The organism is Daejeonella sp. (assembly GCF_044342615.1).
GTDB lineage: Bacteria > Bacteroidota > Bacteroidia > Sphingobacteriales > Sphingobacteriaceae > Daejeonella.
The window spans coordinates 1-16402 of record NZ_JBIIPN010000058.1; the positions used below are offsets into that span (position 1 = coordinate 1).

Annotated in this window: 13 protein-coding genes and 1 pseudogene; 8 read left to right on the forward strand and 6 right to left on the reverse strand. The window is 34.8% G+C overall.

The genetic code is table 11. From position 1 onward, the window contains the following. Positions 1 to 1837 (forward strand): PKD domain-containing protein (locus ACIQ0D_RS06685; RefSeq protein ID WP_395803987.1); only part of this gene is annotated, 1837 nt, incomplete at its 5' end. An 82-nt stretch (positions 1838 to 1919) separates the two neighbouring features. On the opposite strand, the gene ACIQ0D_RS06690 is transcribed toward ACIQ0D_RS06685, so the two are convergent. The 3 genes from ACIQ0D_RS06690 to ACIQ0D_RS06700 form a co-directional block, all read right to left on the reverse strand. Further along, a complete protein-coding gene (locus ACIQ0D_RS06690; protein WP_395803989.1) occupies positions 1920 to 2480 on the reverse strand; it encodes a fasciclin domain-containing protein in 561 nt (186 codons plus the stop codon). 188 nt (positions 2481 to 2668) lie between these two features. Next, positions 2669 to 4456 carry a hypothetical protein gene (locus ACIQ0D_RS06695; RefSeq protein ID WP_395803991.1) on the reverse strand — a complete coding sequence of 596 codons (1788 nt, stop codon included), beginning with the start codon at positions 4454 to 4456 and terminating at the stop codon, positions 2669 to 2671. A 99-nt stretch (positions 4457 to 4555) separates the two neighbouring features. Further along, entirely contained in the window at positions 4556 to 5815 is a 1260-nt protein-coding gene (locus ACIQ0D_RS06700) for a prephenate dehydrogenase/arogenate dehydrogenase family protein (protein WP_395803993.1), read from the reverse strand. Positions 5816 to 6144: 329 nt separating this feature from the next. Here ACIQ0D_RS06700 and ACIQ0D_RS06705 point away from each other — a divergent pair, with 329 nt between their 5' ends. The 4 genes from ACIQ0D_RS06705 (at position 6145) to hemN (ending at position 10870) form a co-directional block, all read left to right on the forward strand. Continuing rightward, positions 6145 to 7332 carry a PAS domain S-box protein gene (locus ACIQ0D_RS06705; RefSeq protein ID WP_395803995.1) on the forward strand — a complete coding sequence of 396 codons (1188 nt, stop codon included), beginning with the start codon at positions 6145 to 6147 and terminating at the stop codon, positions 7330 to 7332. A gap of 6 nt (positions 7333 to 7338) precedes the next feature. Beyond that, complete coding sequence (locus ACIQ0D_RS06710; RefSeq protein WP_395803997.1) at positions 7339 to 8397, forward strand: response regulator; 1059 nt, start codon at positions 7339 to 7341, stop codon at positions 8395 to 8397. Between the two features lie 79 nt (positions 8398 to 8476). Continuing rightward, on the forward strand, positions 8477 to 9505 hold the full coding sequence (locus tag ACIQ0D_RS06715) for a 2-hydroxyacid dehydrogenase (protein WP_395803999.1): 1029 nt from the start codon (positions 8477 to 8479) through the stop codon (positions 9503 to 9505). Between the two features lie 3 nt (positions 9506 to 9508). Continuing rightward, a complete protein-coding gene (gene hemN, locus ACIQ0D_RS06720) occupies positions 9509 to 10870 on the forward strand; it encodes an oxygen-independent coproporphyrinogen III oxidase (protein WP_395804001.1) in 1362 nt (453 codons plus the stop codon). 82 nt (positions 10871 to 10952) lie between these two features. On the opposite strand, the gene ACIQ0D_RS06725 is transcribed toward hemN, so the two are convergent. Genes ACIQ0D_RS06725 through ccoG form a run of 3 tightly spaced genes read right to left on the reverse strand, consistent with a single transcriptional unit; the run spans position 10953 to position 13531 of the window. After that, positions 10953 to 11690 carry a sulfite exporter TauE/SafE family protein gene (locus tag ACIQ0D_RS06725; RefSeq protein WP_395804003.1) on the reverse strand — a complete coding sequence of 246 codons (738 nt, stop codon included), beginning with the start codon at positions 11688 to 11690 and terminating at the stop codon, positions 10953 to 10955. 24 nt (positions 11691 to 11714) lie between these two features. After that, a complete protein-coding gene (locus tag ACIQ0D_RS06730; protein ID WP_395804005.1) occupies positions 11715 to 12143 on the reverse strand; it encodes a FixH family protein in 429 nt (142 codons plus the stop codon). Continuing rightward, positions 12143 to 13531, reverse strand: a complete 1389-nt coding sequence (ccoG, locus tag ACIQ0D_RS06735; RefSeq protein WP_395804007.1) for a cytochrome c oxidase accessory protein CcoG — start codon at positions 13529 to 13531, stop codon at positions 12143 to 12145. The genes ACIQ0D_RS06730 and ccoG overlap by 1 nt, the downstream gene beginning before the upstream one ends. Before the next feature lie 224 nt (positions 13532 to 13755). Between ccoG and ACIQ0D_RS06740 the strand changes: the two genes are divergently transcribed. From ACIQ0D_RS06740 to ACIQ0D_RS06750, 3 genes and pseudogenes are all read left to right on the forward strand, one after another. Then, complete coding sequence (locus ACIQ0D_RS06740) at positions 13756 to 14757, forward strand: PEP/pyruvate-binding domain-containing protein (RefSeq protein ID WP_395804009.1); 1002 nt, start codon at positions 13756 to 13758, stop codon at positions 14755 to 14757. A 9-nt stretch (positions 14758 to 14766) separates the two neighbouring features. Then, entirely contained in the window at positions 14767 to 15495 is a 729-nt protein-coding gene (locus tag ACIQ0D_RS06745; RefSeq protein WP_395804010.1) for a TIGR00730 family Rossman fold protein, read from the forward strand. Between the two features lie 72 nt (positions 15496 to 15567). Then, positions 15568 to 16402 (forward strand): annotated as a pseudogene (locus ACIQ0D_RS06750) (hypothetical protein); the annotation flags it as partial.

The following is a 16402-nucleotide window of genomic DNA, read 5'->3' on the forward strand; positions in this document are numbered from 1 at the left end:
TGGGCCACCAACTGCCTCATTCACTAGTCCTACCGAGGTCTGTGCCAGTACTCCAATCTCATTCATTGATACTAGTGTTGGTAATGGAAAGTTAATAAGCAAATGGAAATGGGATTTTGGAGATGGTAATAGTTCAATCCTTAAAAATCCTAGTCATACTTTTTTGGCGGCTGGAGACTATGATGTTAAATTGATTGTTGAAGGTGAAACTGGATGTTTTTCGGATGTTTTTTCGCAGACAATACGTGTGATTGAATTACCTAAGGTTGATTTTAAATTCAGTAGCCCTTCATGTGAAAGTCAGGATGTTACATTTACTGATCAATCTACCACAGCAGAGGGAACAATAAATAAATGGATTTGGAATTTTGGGGATGGTTCGGCAGATGAAATACGTACAGATGGAAATCCATTTGTCCATAAATACTTGTCAGTTGGGAATTATAAAGTGACATTGAAAGTCTTTACTGATAAAAGTTGCGAGAGTGTTACTTTTGATAAATATATTGATGTTTATCCATTGCCAATTGTAGATTTTAAACTTCCTGAAATTTGTCTCAGTGATAGTTTTGCTCAATTTACAAATCTATCAACTGTTGCGGGCGGTTCTACACTAAGCTATTTATGGGATTTTGGTGACCCTGTTTCAGGAGCATTAAATACATCAAGCTTAAAAAATCCGACACATATTTATTCAATGTCAGGTATATATCAGGTAAAATTAACTGTTACAACACCTAATGGATGTAAAGTGATTGTGGAAAAGCCCTTTACAGTGAGTGGAGCGGTTCCTAATGCTAACTTTGCAGTTTTAAATGCGACAGATCTCTGTAGCAATAGAGAAGTAGTTTTTCGCAATTTATCGGATGTTGATTTTGGAAATATCGCTAAAATTGAATGGTTTTTCGATGATGGTGGGGATATGACATTCAAATTAATTGATGAAGATCCTGTTTTTGATAAAGAATATAAAATCAGCTATCCTATTTTTAGCTCTCCTGCAACGAAACAATTTAAAGTTAGATTGTTGGCTTATTCAGGTGGAGTATGTTTTGATGAACAAATTCAATTTATTACGCTTAAAGCTGTACCTGAGGTTGTTTTTACAGCCCTGCCTGATATTTGTCAGGAGGCTGCTCCCTTTTTGTTGACTCAGGCAAGCGAAAAAAATGCTCAAGCGGGTGTTGGTGTTTATTCTGGAAACGGAGTAAAGGCTAACGGTTTCTTTGATCCAGCACTTGCTGGAACGGGTAAACATACCATTAATTATGTATTTACTTCGACTAATGGTTGTTCAGATTCATCATCTCAAGAGATTTTAGTTATGCCCACTCCAACCTTATCGGCTGGGAAAGATACAATTATGCTTGAAGGAGGGGAGATAAAGCTTTATGCTACTGCCTCTGGTAGTAACCTGATTTATAAATGGTTGCCTTCTATAGGTTTAAGTAGAGATGATATTCTTGATCCTATTGCTACTCCTGTTGATGACATTACCTATGTTTTATCAGCAACTTCTGATCAGGGTTGCGTGGCTATAGATGAAATTAAGGTTAAAGTACTTAAAGTTCCAATTGTACCCAATGCTTTTTCTCCAAATGGGGATGGAGTAAATGATACTTGGAATATAAAATATCTAGAAAGCTATGCCAATGCTACAGTGACAGTTTTTAGTAGGTACGGTTCAATAGTTTATTATAGCTCAAAAGGGTATTCTCAACCATGGTCGGGACAAGCTAATGGCTCGGATTTACCTATGGGGTCTTATTATTATATCATTGATCCTAAAACAGTAGGTCGTAAGCCAATTGCTGGAAATGTGACTATTATTAGGTAATTTCTCACGCTCATAAAAAAAGAGAATCTTATGAGATTCTCTTTTTTTATGAGCTAAAACCTAGCTATCAAAAATCTGCATTTTATTTTGATGGAGGAGGTAATAGCACTCCATCTATCACATGTACAATGCCGTTTGATGCGTTTATAGAAGTGATTACAGTTGCTTCATTAATCATTATTTTGCCGTTTTTGACACTCATTTTAACGTCATTGCCATTTATCTGGCCAATAATTTGACCGTCAATAAAATTATCTGCCTTGAAAAGTCCCAATGATACGTGGTACTTTAGAATATTTGCCAAGTCTCCCTTGTTTGCTGGTTTTAATAAAATATCTAAGGTGCCCGTAGGTAATTTATTAAATGCTTCATTTGTTGGTGCAAAAACTGTAAAAGGCCCATCTTTACTTAAAGCATCAACAAGGTCTGCAGCTTTCAATGCCATAACTAGTGTGGTGTGATCTTTACTATCGATAGCCACTTGGACAACGTTTCTTTGCGGCATAACATCATTCATGCTTGATTGAATGGTTGAGTCTGTTTTCTCAATTATAGTTGTTTCATCTGTCTTTTTTGTATTGGTTTGACAGCTTATTAATACTGAAAAACAGACCATTGAGGTAGCTAATAACATCTTTCTCATAATTTTATATTTTAGTTTATAATTGCACAAATTATCCTAATTGTAAATATTTGCATATGATTTTTATCATAATGGGATATGTTTTTGTTACCATTACCGAATATGTTATCTCATTTGCTGATTTCTATAAGCACAAAAAAGCCGGACATCAGAAAATGAATATCCGGCTTTTAATGAATTTTTAATATCTAAACTCCTTGATTTACCACTGGCTTCAATTGTTGTAATTGTTCTTCAATTTCTTCGATTTCAAAGAGCATTTTCTTTCTGTAAACTTCGGTTTGGTCGGTGATTTTTGGGACTAATTGTTTATAATAATCAATTCCTATTTGAAGTTGTTCTTTAAATTTGGAAACATATTTCGCCTTTTTGTCGCTCATGTCTTGTAAATGTTTGCTTATGTCTTTCTTTAAATAGTCGACATATAGGTTTAGCTCATTTACAAAGAGATTCGGACGGTCAATATCATTCAGTAAGTTGAGTTTTCCATAAATATGGCTTACCATCTCATCAAGAGAGAACTTACCACTGAAATAGGCAATGTTTGGTCCCGGACAAATTGTAACTGCGGTGCTTTCTTTAGGTTTGATAATTCCATTTTTAAGGTAAGCAGGAGTCGCTAGTCCCTCACAAAGGCATACTTTTTCAGTTATTTCATTAAATTTTGTTTGGAATTCCTCTAGACTTAATCCTTCCGTTTCCAATTGTTTAATCTTTAAATTTTGATATTCTCTGGATGCTGTGCAGATAGCTTGCTCAGTAAATTCAGTATTGGTTGATAAGTATTTTTTAACACAAGGACTTCCCGGTCTTCCTTTTTCTATACGTTCTAATCTTTGTTTTTCACCCGTGCTTTTTTTGAAATTATTGAAAGGTATTCCCAGTGGAGATGAAGCACTGACGTAAAAATCATCTTTTTCTGCTGTTGAAAGAAGCTCTAAAGTTTCTTCATCTACATTTGTTGCTTCTGGGACTAGTAAAAATGGACTTCCCCATCCAGTTGCATCTAGTTGATAGTGCTTCAATAGAAATTCATTCTCATCCGCTGTACCAATTCCACCTTGAACACTAATTTTCATGATTGGAGCATGGCTTAGCTGAATTCCTTTTTCAAGGATTGCCTTGCTATACATCTCAAAAAGCTCATCAATCATTTCTTGCTTTTTCGATTTAAATTCTTCCAAAATCGGGCCTAACAGATAGCCATCTGTTGCAAAAGCATGACCTCCACAATTCAATCCCGATTCAATTCTAAATTCGGATACCCAGAGTCCTTTTTTAGCTAAAAACTTTGCTTGAATGAGGGCAGATCTGAAATCACTAACTTTTAGAATGATCGTTTTTTTGAAATTGCCATTCGCATCAGACAGGAAGTCTGTGAAATTTTCAAGATAGCTATAAAGACGCGGGTTCATTCCTGCAGAAAGAACAACTGCCGAGTTAACCTCACTTTCAGCAAATCCTTTTAGCGCTGTTAGTGAATCAGATAATTGCTCGCCATTGGTATCTGGATTCATCCGGTCGACCTTTGCCATGATATTTACTTGGATTTCACCCTTTTGTATTTCATCACGTAATTCTTGCTGTAAAGCCGATATTACGACGATATCTTGCTTAGAGAGCATCTGATGGTACTTGCTCTTTAAAGGAGAAGAATTAGGTAATAATTCAAAATATCTTACAATATCTGAGCCCTTTTCAAAGGCTTGTTTTTTAAGGTCTTCAAATTGTTCATCTACAATCTTTTTGATCAGATTAAGATAAGCAGTGATGCGTTTGCTTCTAAAATCAATCTCTTTAAGATCAATTGGAATAAAGGTTTCATTACGTTTTTCAGTATAAAGTTGACGCATACGTTCAATCAATATATCGTCAACAATCGAAACCACAGAACTAATCCCATAACGGGCAACTTTAACGGGCGTATCTACTGAGTAGGCTAGCCCTAAGACAGGAATATGAAAGGTATGACTCATGAAAAATTAAAAATGGTTAAATTCACGAATACAAATAAGAGGATTTGGTAGCTCTTAAAATATGACAGAGGTCACATATTTGCGAATTTTAACCAATAATTATTCAATTTCGAGCTTTTTGATTAATTCGGCACTCTGCGCTCGTCCATGCTCAAGTCGGCCAGCGAAAAATGTTTTTACCTGTTCAAAATGTTCTTTATAACCTTTCATGTCGCCATAGCCAATTATTGACGACCATTCACGTACTGCCGAATGGAATTCCAAATCGTCGCCGCGGATGGTTTTATCGAATAAGGCCGTTTCAATAGACTCCTCTAAGAGTTCCTCATTTTTAAAGAGGTATTCTGCAATTCCCAATCTAAGTCTGAAGGGGGGTGTTTGGCAAATTAAATTATCGTATGGATTTATTCCTAAATGGTACCAAGCATCCACCATGCTGAGCAGGCTTAGATGTGAATTAGGCTTCCTATTTTCAGATCCAGCAGAAAGTGAGAACTCTTGCATCACCTTCTCATTTAACATGAGAGGTTTATGATCTTGTCCAAAAATAAAATCCCTCGCTTTATAAAGTCGCTTTCTAAAGATATCGGCTTCCTCCTTAATCATTAGCTTAAATAACTCAGATTCCGACTCAGCATAACGTTTTATTTGATGCCTTGCATAGGGGTTTAGGATGGCTAAACCACCATAAATATGTGCTTTATAACTAAAAATACGAAGGGTAATTAGGATTTTAACATTATCGATTCCACCTAAATAAGAGGCATTTTCCCATGGAAAAAATCCGGCTTCTTTCCATGCAGTTCCCATGCTTTCAAATCCCATGTGTGTAACTGCCTGTGTATCAGCAACTATTTTGTCATGCTCATGATAATCGGCTATTTCATTTAAAATAGATCCTAGCGAAGAAAGAATATCAGTCATGCGCTGATAGGCTTCCTTAGTGGTTCTATGTGGAATAACAATCATTTTTTGTCCCTTAGGATCAAAACCTGGTCCGTGGAGTGAGTGACAAGTAATAATATGCGAATCTTTAGGTAGATATTTCTCAAAGGCCTCAATTTCAGGATGCTTTACTGATGTTTGTCCCGCAACGATAGCTCCTTTTTTAGTATGAGGTCCATATTGACTCAGGACTTCCGCAATGCGTTCGGCTTCAACAGAATAGAAAATTACATCGGAAATTTGTGATACTTCTTTGCCATCGGCAAGAATTTCAATACCAAAAGGACTAAGCTCGGCTTCCAGTTGTTCTCTGCGATGCGGTAAGTCACATCCATAAACTCTGTAACCAGCTTTTACTAGCGCTTTAGCATAAACGCAGCCCATATCGCCAAGGCCAATAATTCCTATGTTCATTTTAAATATTTTGTTTTGGAAAAATTAACTCATATCAATAGAAATTGTTTCTATTTACATGATTAGAATTATTAAAAAAGGCTTTGAATTGAGTTAAATCTATTATCACCAATAATACAAAAAATCTTGTACCCAATATATTTAATCTAATATTTTTTTGTTTTTAAGATTATAGCTGTTTTAAATTAGGAGAGGCTTCGTTTTATTTGAGATTTTTATCGGTATCACATTTATCTGAGTAAAAAACTACCTTTTATTATTCTGTAATTTTCACGATTTTTAAACTCATAATTACCTGATTTTTACCCCTAAAAAAGTATTTTTGTATCATGAATGAAAACAGCGCTTTATTGTATGCTATCATTGAAAACGCGATAGATGGTATTATTACGATTAGTGATCGGGGACTTATAGAATCGATAAATCCGGCCGCATGCGCCCTGTTTGGTTATTCACATGAGGAGGTAATAGGTAAGAATATTTCAATTCTGATGCCTAAACCAGATAAGGACCAGCATGATCAATATATCTCACGTTACCAACAGACAGGTGCTGCAAGTATTATTGGGAAAGGTCGCGATGTAAATGGTCAGAAGAAAGATGGAACATTGTTCCCATTTCGCTTAGGAGTAAATAAAGTTGATTTCTCTGGAAGGACAATCTATGCAGGCTTTATTCATGATCTTTCGAAAGAAAAGGAAGCTGAATCAAAAATCCTTCATTATGCATCTAAGCTAGAAAAACTGGTGGAGGATCGTACATTATCCTTGCAAAAATCGGTGACCGAGCTTCAAGCAGCTAAAGAGACTGTAAGCAAATCTCTTGAAAAGGAAAAAGAGCTCAATCAGCTTAAAAGTCGGTTTGTTTCAATGGCTTCTCACGAGTTTCGTACTCCCCTAAGTTCTATTACCTTGTCGGCCTCATTGATTGAAAAGTATAAGCTCCAATCAGACGATTTAAATGTGAGTAAGCATGTTAGTAAAATAAAGAATTCGGTAGGAAATTTGACAACCATTCTTGATGATTTCCTTTCATTAGAGCGTTTAGAAGCGGGTAAAATCGAAACTAATTTAACTAATTTTGATATCGTGAAACTTTCGGAAGAAATTACTGAAGAAATGCAGCTGATGGCCAAAAAGGATCAAAATATTATTTACCAGCATACTGGCACTCATTGTCTGGTTTTACTTGATCAAAACCTGCTTCGAAATTGCATCGTCAACTTGATTTCAAATGCTATAAAATATTCGGGCGAAAATACTTTTATTGAATTCAATACAGAATTAACTGATAATGAGTGTATTGTAAGTGTTCGCGACAATGGAATTGGTATTCCTGAAATTGACCATGAACACCTTTTTGAACCATTTTTTAGAGCAAATAATACAGGTAATATCCCAGGTACAGGTTTGGGTTTGAATATTGTTACCCGATATGTTAAACTAATGGGCGGGAAAGTCAATTTTAGTAGCCTAGTTAATCAGCAAACAATTTTTACACTTAACTTTTCACAATAACGATTTATGAAGAAAAAAATTCTAATTATTGAGGATAATGAAGATATCAGAGAAAGTTCGATGGAGATTTTAGAGCTTGCTGGCTATGAAGTACTTCAGGCTGACAATGGTAAAATAGGAGTGGAGCTTGCCCAACAGCATCTTCCCGACATGATACTTTGTGATATCATGATGCCTGAGCTTGATGGTTACGGTGTTTTATATCTGCTTTCTAAAAATCAAAATACGGAAAATATTCCCTTTATCTTTCTTACTGCCAAGGCTGAACGTGCCGACATGAGAAAAGGTATGGAAATGGGTGCGGATGATTATTTAACCAAGCCTTTTGACGATATAGAATTGCTCAATACCATTGAATCACGTTTTAATAAACATCAAAAATTAGAATCTTTTTACAGCCAAAATTTTGAAAACCTGAAACATTTGGCCAATCAGAATCATGGATTAGATGAGCTCAAAAAAATAATTGCCGATAAAAAGGTTAAACATCTAAGGAAAAAGCAAATTATCTATTATGAAGGAGATAGTATTTCTGGCATTTATTTGATTTTAAGTGGAAAAGTTAAGGCAATTAAATTGAATGAAGATGGACGAGAATTTGTAACTGGAATGTATGGTCCGGAAGATTATATTGGAATTCAAGCCATGTTATCCGGAGATCAATATAATGAAACAGTAGAGGCCATTGAAGATACCACCGTTTGTTTCCTTCCCAAAGACACTGTTCATCAGTTATTGGATAATTATACCGATATCGGGCAAAAATTCATTAAGGTTCTTTCTAGTAATCTCGTTGAAAAGGAAGAGCAATTATTGCAACTTGCCTATCATTCGGTTAGGAAACGTATGGCCGAAATACTTCTACGCTTAGCTAAAAGCACCTCGGATAGTGAAGATCAATTATCCCTTCGTATTTCACGTGAAGACCTAGCCTCCATGGCGGGAATGGCTACTGAAACTGTAAGTCGCACTTTAAGTGATTTTAAGGATGAGGCGATTATTGAGAAAAAAGGGAGCGTTATTCAAATTCTTAATCAATCAAAACTCCAAAAAATGAAAAATTGATCTAGATCACTTTTCTGTGTGATTTTACTCATTAGATTTAGCTTTTCCAATCTTTAATTTTGGGAAATAGCTATAAATAATGAAAGTTGTTGCTTACAGTATTAAAGAATTTGAAAAGGAGTTTTTGGCTCGTGCTAATAAAAAACAGCATGATATTACTTTGATTTCCAATTCTTTAAGCCTTGAAACGGTCATGTATGCGGAAGGTAAGGAAGCTGTTTTAGTTTTTACCAACGATGATGTTACTGAAGCGGTTATTAATAAATTAGCAGATCTTGGCATTAAATATATTGCCACTAGATCTTTAGAAACTGATCATATCGATCGGAAAGCAGCAAGTTTAAGGCAAATGAAAGTTGCAAATGTGCCTTCATTTTCCCCTGAATCTATCGCTGAGTACTCAGTTATGCTCGCTTTATCTTTGAGCCGAAAAATCGTTCAAACAGTAAATAGTAGCAAGGAATTTGATTTCAGAATAGACCATCATATCGGGTTTAATTTTCATGGTAAAACTGTTGGGATTATCGGATTAGGAAATGTAGGTAGGGCCACAGTAGCAATTTATAAAGGGATGGGTTGTAGAGTATTAGGCTATGATATTAATTATCCCGAATTGCTTGAAGGAGTAGAGAAAAGCACTTTGGACACTCTTCTAGCGGAATCTGACATTATCTCTCTTCATGTTCCAATCGGATCAGAAACAAAGCATCTCATTAATAATCAAAGTCTTAGTAAGATGAAGAATGGTGTGATGTTGATTAATACTTCTAGTGGCGAATTAATTAAATCGCGTGATGTTATCAATGCTCTAAAAAGTCGTAAAATAGCATATCTTGGATTAGATGGTTATGAATTTGAAAAGAGTCTTTTCTTTACGGATCATCGAAATAATCATAATAAAGACAATATATTAGAGCAATTAATGTCTTTCCCAAATGTAATTATCTCTCCTCATCAGGCTTTTTTAACCAAGGAAGCTTTACAAGAAATTGCAAATCTTACCATAAAAAATCTGGATAATTGGCATGAAGGAAAATGTTCAGGAAAAGCTTGCGCTTGTTATGATGGATGCAGAAAAGCACTCTCAAATTCTTCATTGATTAATTGAAATATGATTACCCAGCAACTTATTGATAAATATCATGTAGCAGCACCACGTTATACAAGTTATCCTACGGTTCCTTATTGGGATACAGCTTTCCCAGATTTAAATAAATGGAAAGAATCTGTCAAATTCTCTTTTGATCAAAGCAATAACAAGGATGGCATTAGTTTATACGTTCATCTACCTTTTTGCGAGAGTTTATGTACCTATTGTGGTTGTAATACCAGAATAACAAAAAATCATCAAGTTGAGAATCCTTATCTACAAGCAGTTTTGAAGGAATGGGAGCTTTATCGTGATATCTTAGGTGGAAGACCACTAATCCGTGAAATTCATTTAGGTGGCGGCACTCCAACTTTTTTTAGTGCCGAAAATCTTTTCATTTTAATCAGTGGATTAATGGAAGGGTCTGATCTTCACACCAATGCCGAATTTAGCTTTGAAGCACATCCTAATAATACTACTGAGGCCCATCTAAAGACTTTATTTAATGTGGGATTTCGGCGTTTAAGCCTTGGTATTCAAGATTTTGATCCTAAAGTTCAATTGATTATTAATCGCGTACAAAGTTTTGAGCAAGTTGAGGAAGTTACCATAAAAGCACGCCAAATTGGCTATACATCCATCAATTTTGATCTAATTTATGGTCTTCCACTTCAAACTCCAGATGGTTTGAGAGAAACACTCTTTCAAGTTGAAAAATTAATGCCTGATCGTATTGCTTTTTATAGCTATGCACATGTGCCATGGATTAAACCGGGGCAAAGAAGTTTTACCGAGAATGATCTCCCAAATGCAATTGAAAAACAAAAATTATACGAAATAGGTCGTGAGATGTTCACCTCAATGGGCTATGTGGAAATTGGTATGGATCATTTTGCTTTAAAAACGGATAGTCTCTTTAAAGCAGAATTTTCTAAAAAATTGCACCGTAATTTTATGGGATATACTCATCAATACACTCAGTTGATGATTGGCTTGGGAGTTTCATCTATTAGTGATAGCTGGTTTGCTTTTGCACAGAATGTTAAAAAAGTTGAAGATTATTACGATTTATTAGATAAAAATCAGCTGCCTATTTTTAAAGGCCATCGCCTAAGTGAAGAAGATTTACTGATAAGAAAGCATATTCTAAATCTAATGTGTGAAGGCAATACTTCATGGGATCATACTTTTTCAATAAACAAAGTGCTTGAGGATGGATTGGAACGACTAAAAGTGATTGAAGAAGATGGTTTAGTTAAAATTGGGGAAAATAGTATTGAAGTTACTCGGCTAGGTAAACGATTCTTACGAAACATTTGCATGACGCTTGATGCTCGTCTATGGGCAGATCAACCTGAATCACAGTTGTTTAGTATGGCTTGATCTGGATTGGCAAGCGTTAATTTGCAGTTCGTGGTCCGGATTGACGGAGGTTTTTTATATTAAAAATTTTTGACCTTCTCTACTAATACCAATCTCCATTCTCAGTATCTGTCCTTCCGGAATGATCCGGAACAGAACAAACCTCAACTCCACTTTCCACTTTCTTCGGACTTAAATAGGGGATATCTAAATTTAAACCTCTTAACACAAACCATAATCCTAAAATCAACATCACTATTGGAATTGCTTTATTTATTCGTCTACGAAAGATAGGGCTTATAAAACTCGTACTTATCATTGCCGCAAACATCAAGGGCATTGTTCCTAATCCGAAAAACATCATGTATTGAGCTGCAGAGACTGAATTTCCGGTATTCAAGGCACCTGCCATCGCCAAATAAACAAATCCACAGGGTAACAAGCCATTTAAAATTCCAGTAATTAAATGTCCAGATTTATGTTTTAAAGCATAGGATAACAGGCGATTAAATGGTTGAATCATTCTTGTGGCCCACTTCCCATTCCCAATAGAAATATTAAATATTCTAGATAATGCTGCAAAAATGATGAAAATACCAGTTAGAATACTTAAAGATTTCTGTACACCTGCTAGCCACAGTTGCTGTCCAACTAATCCAATTAATAAGCCTAAAAAAGTATAAGTTAGGGTACGCCCAACATTATAAATTAACTTATCGAATAAAATTAGCCAAGCCTGTTCGCGAAAACTAGGAATGGCAAAAGCTAGCGGACCGCACATGCCAACACAATGAATGCTGCCAAATAATCCGGTAAAAAATGCTAGCTCATTATAATTCATTTAGGTATTGCAATTTGCTTTTTATCAGTCAATTAGAATATTTTTTTCAAATAAATATTCCTTTCCTTCACTTTTCCATTCTAAAATAAGCTTCCAATTTCCCTTTGAAATCTCATTTAGCGGAAAAACAAATTCATTGTTTTCATGAGTTTCCATTTTCAGCGTACGGTCATTCTTATTATTTGAAGGGTGAATAAAGCGCATACTTCCTATTGCGGGCTTTTGGAATATGATTTTTAAGCTATCTTCAACATAAATATATGGTTCCGATTTGTCTTGATAAACTCGATTTTTTTGCGTATATTCCTTATCGTATTCTATCCCCTTTTGATAATAATCTTTATCTACTAGGTCATCCGAATCACTTCTCATCATAAATACCACTAATGTGATTATGAAGGCCATAAATAAGCCCATGCCTATAACTAATTTTGTTCCCCAGTTCATCTTCATTAATTTGGTGGTGCTATAAAATTTGTTTTTATTTCGTCTATTTTCTTGCCATTGGAATATATGTCAATCTCAATTTCCGACTTATATTTTTTAATGTCTTTTTGAGGTATAATTACAAAGAAAGTGACTTTTACAGATCCTCCTTTTTTTATACTATTCTCCTTTCGGATGTATTGAATTATTACATTTTCATCTTCTGGCTTCATCTCAAAAACAACATTTTCGGTGGTCTTATTAACTAATTCTGCATTATATAGATTACTTACTGTACCATTATCTCTCACTTGGTATAAAGTCCCGCCCGCCCGTAAAACTGTAGTTTCTATTGCACTTCTGCTAATTAAAAGATAGCTTAACACACTTACTAAAATCAAGAATACAACCGAGTAGGCATAAACTTTTTTACTCAGCTTAAATGCTGATTTTGTTTTAATTTGATCTTCTGACATAAAACCGATGAGTCGCGTAGGGCGATGCGTTTTTTCCATCACCATATCACAAGCATCAATACATGCAGTACAGTTTATACATTCAAGCTGGGTGCCGTTACGGATATCTATACCTGTAGGGCAAACATGAACACATAATTTACAATCTACACAATCTCCTAAATGTTGCTCAGTATTTTTACTGACTTTCCCTCTAGGCTCGCCTCGTTCATAGTCATAGGCCACAATCATACTTTGATTATCCAAAAGCACGCCTTGGAGTCGGCCATAGGGACAAATAACCGTACAAACCAGCTCCCTAACGTATGAAAACACTAAATAAAACACAAAAGTGAAAATCCAAATTGAAATAAATCCAGACGTATGTTGTTCAATTGGCTCAGTCATAATTTTTATTAATGCATCCGAACCAATGATATAGGCCAAAAAGATATTCGAGATAAAAAAGGAAATTAAAATAAAAATAAAATGTTTTGCACCTTTTTTTAAGACTTTTTCGGGGCTCAAAGGAGCAGCATTCAGCTTTTGCTGTTGAATATAATCCCCCTCAATCCAATTCTCGACCTTCCTGAATACCATTTCCATAAATATGGTTTGCGGACAAGCCCAGCCGCACCAAACCCTTCCGAAAATTGCCGTAAACATCACAATAAATACCATGAATGTTAAAATGGCTAACACAAAAAGGTAGAAATCTTGAGGCCAGAAAATGACTCCAAAAAACACGAATTTACGCTCAATAATATTAAGTAAAATAAGCTGCTCTCCGTTAATTTTAATAAATGGACTTCCAAAAAGTATCAAAAGAAAGAAGTAGCTCAACTTATCACGGTAATGATATAATTTGCCTTTAATGATTTGAGGGTACATCCATTTCCTCTTATTTTCAGTATCACTGATTGAAGGAAGATGATCTCTGAAATTAGGTATGTCGGCCATTTAATCTATTACAATTTTTTATGTTTTTACGCTTCTGCGATAAAATCTCATTAAGGTAATTTCTGTAAAAATCTATATTCTAAAGATTTTATAACATGATCTAGGTCATTTTAATTCATAATAAACATCATTTAAATCTTATTTAATTCAATGCATCTTCGTAATCAGGAATGATCTTTTTAAAGAAAGATCAAAACCAATATGATTCTTAATAAATTAACTTTATGATGATCAAGGATTATGTTTTAAGGCTCAAGAACCTCACCATAGCTGATTCGCCTGAAGTTGGAACCAAAAATGCTTTTTTAGGTGAGATTTTTACTCATCCCACCCTACATAACATTAAGGTGCCAGATGGATTTGCCATTTCCTCAACAGCCTTTCATCGATTTATTGAATATAATAAGTTGGATGGTGTTCATGAAAAACTATTGGCTTCCTTGGATAGGGATAATTTATCTAGCATTGAAAAAGTTGGGAAGAAAGCTAGAGAATTAATACTCGGTGCCCGAATGCCAGGAGATATTGAAAATGCTATTATTGCAGCCTATCATGAACTTTGTTCTGAATCCTTAACCGAAGTTGCTGTTAGAAGTAGTGCGATTAGTATCAATCCACTTCAAACATATTTCAAAGATGTTCATGACACCTTCCTTAATGTGAAAGGCGAAATGGAGTTAATAAATAATGTTAAAAAATGTTTTGCATCTCTGTATTCGGATAATGCTTTGAAGAATCACTCAAGCTCTTCACCAAAATTGATCTCCGTTTGTGTTCAAAAAATGGTGCGATCAGATAAGTCATGTTCTGGAATGGCCTTCACTTCAGATCCGGAAACTAGTTTTTTGGATGTGATTCATATTAGCGGAGTGTATGGGATTTTAGATAAAAACTATCAAAAGGAACTTAATCCAGATGAATTTATCGTTTATAAACCCAATATTTCTCAGGGAACAAATTCCATCATTAAGAAAAAAATGGGTTTGAAAAATCAGATGCTCACTTTTAATAAAAAATCTGAATTGCATCCGTCTGATACCCCAAAGCCATTGCGAAATCAGTTTATTTTAATGGATGATGAAATACTTAAAATAGCTGAATGGGGCTTAATTCTTGAAGATTATTATGGAACACCCATAAGTTTTGAATGGGCAAAAGATGGTATTACAGAGGATCTATATTTATTGCAGGCTAGACCTCAAAATATTAAGAAATTTAAAAATTAATCTATAAAAATGACTAAATCTGAGATTAAATTTCTTAGCGGACCGCAATCACGTCTTAAAGAATTTCTTTTTACAATCAGTATTGTTCGCCAATTTATCAAAGGATTTAGAGAACTACATTTTATCGGTCCATGTATTACTATTTTTGGATCTGCTCGATTTGATGAACATCATGAATACTATAAATTAACCAGGAAGGCGGCCGGTGAGTTTGCTAAGCTTGGTTTTACAATTATGACTGGCGGTGGACCCGGAATTATGGAAGCCGCTAACCGTGGGGCCAAAGATGTTGGTGGCCGCTCAGTAGGATGTAATATTCAACTCCCAAGAGAGCAAAAACATAATCCATATCTAGATAAATGGGTAGAAATCAAACATTTCTTCGTCCGAAAGGTTCTACTTGTTAAATACTCTTTTGCTTTTGTGGTTATGCCCGGCGGATTTGGAACGCTTGATGAATATTTTGAAGCTATTACTCTAATTCAAACAAAAAAAATAGGTGATTTTCCAGTAATTATCTTTTGTAAGGATTTTCATCAGAAGTTAATTGAACATACTCACGTGATGCGAATGGAAGGGACTGTTTCGGAGGCTGATTTAGGTCTTTTTCTTGTTACTGATTCAATTGAAGAAGCTATTACACTAATTAAGGAAGAGGGTATTAAAAAACATGGATTAAAATTTGAAAAAAAGATAAAGCCTTTTAGATGGCTATTCGAATCGAAATTTAAATTCTGATCATGAATTACACATTTTGCCTGATGAAATTATTCACATGGACAATCGTTACATTAATATACGAATTTTTAAATGATTTTCCAAATACGATCTTTTTATTTAATTCTTGTTTATCTCCTGCTAACTAGCCTTTATGCACTTAGCCAGACGAGTAATAAATCCGCTATACTTGATAAGGATGGCTCCATAAATAAAAATCAAACTCATGTAAGTTGGGGTTTTGTGCGTTTTTTTGGAAGTACCACTAAAGTTAGATTTGAGAACTACGAAATTGATAAATTCTTAAAACAATACCCCGAATTTTTGCCATTTGCAGAGAATATCCAGATATTTTATAACCAAAGGAAAATGGCTTATGCCTGGTTTGATCAGAAGGGATTAATTGAACAAGCTGATAACCTATACAATAGGGTATCTAATTTGGATCTTCAAGATTCGGAGGGGATACCTTACCTAAATGCATTAGATTCTTTAATGAATCCTGATATGTCCTTCAAATTTTCAGGAGCTCAAAAAATTAAGCTTGAACTCATGCTTACCGCTCAATATTGTGTGCTTTCTGAAATCCGTTCTTCTGAAAAACATCCAGATTTGCTTAATGATCTTAACTGGAAGCCTAAAGGACAAAAATTGTCTTTCGAGGCTTACCTTGATAAGGTTTTAAATGCACCAATCGGACAAATAAGGGAAGGAGAATCACCAATTAATAGGCAGTATGAATTATTGAAAAAGTATCTCGAAAAATATCGTGAGCTTGATAAAAGAGGCGATTATTTTAAAATTAAACTCGAAAAAACATCCTATAAATTAGGGGATAGCTCTGAAATTGTTACGCAAATAAAATTACGTCTCAATGAGCTAGGTGATCTTCAAAATATAAATCCTAATCCCATCTTCGATCTTCAAC

What these genes read in the sequence shown, in the direction of transcription:
- ACIQ0D_RS06710 (WP_395803997.1), top strand. Translation starts at nt 7,339, where the DNA reads ATGAAGAAAAAAATTCTAATTATTGAGGATAATGAAGATATCAGAGAA.
- ACIQ0D_RS06705 (WP_395803995.1), top strand. Translation starts at nt 6,145, where the DNA reads ATGAATGAAAACAGCGCTTTATTGTATGCTATCATTGAAAACGCGATA.
- ACIQ0D_RS06695 (WP_395803991.1), bottom strand. Translation starts at nt 4,456, where the DNA reads ATGAGTCATACCTTTCATATTCCTGTCTTAGGGCTAGCCTACTCAGTA.
- ACIQ0D_RS06730 (WP_395804005.1), bottom strand. Translation starts at nt 12,143, where the DNA reads ATGAAGATGAACTGGGGAACAAAATTAGTTATAGGCATGGGCTTATTT.
- ACIQ0D_RS06715 (WP_395803999.1), top strand. Translation starts at nt 8,477, where the DNA reads ATGAAAGTTGTTGCTTACAGTATTAAAGAATTTGAAAAGGAGTTTTTG.
- ACIQ0D_RS06740 (WP_395804009.1), top strand. Translation starts at nt 13,756, where the DNA reads ATGATGATCAAGGATTATGTTTTAAGGCTCAAGAACCTCACCATAGCT.
- ACIQ0D_RS06700 (WP_395803993.1), bottom strand. Translation starts at nt 5,815, where the DNA reads ATGAACATAGGAATTATTGGCCTTGGCGATATGGGCTGCGTTTATGCT.
- ccoG (WP_395804007.1), bottom strand. Translation starts at nt 13,531, where the DNA reads ATGGCCGACATACCTAATTTCAGAGATCATCTTCCTTCAATCAGTGAT.
- ACIQ0D_RS06725 (WP_395804003.1), bottom strand. Translation starts at nt 11,690, where the DNA reads ATGAATTATAATGAGCTAGCATTTTTTACCGGATTATTTGGCAGCATT.
- hemN (WP_395804001.1), top strand. Translation starts at nt 9,509, where the DNA reads ATGATTACCCAGCAACTTATTGATAAATATCATGTAGCAGCACCACGT.
- ACIQ0D_RS06690 (WP_395803989.1), bottom strand. Translation starts at nt 2,480, where the DNA reads ATGAGAAAGATGTTATTAGCTACCTCAATGGTCTGTTTTTCAGTATTA.
- ACIQ0D_RS06745 (WP_395804010.1), top strand. Translation starts at nt 14,767, where the DNA reads ATGACTAAATCTGAGATTAAATTTCTTAGCGGACCGCAATCACGTCTT.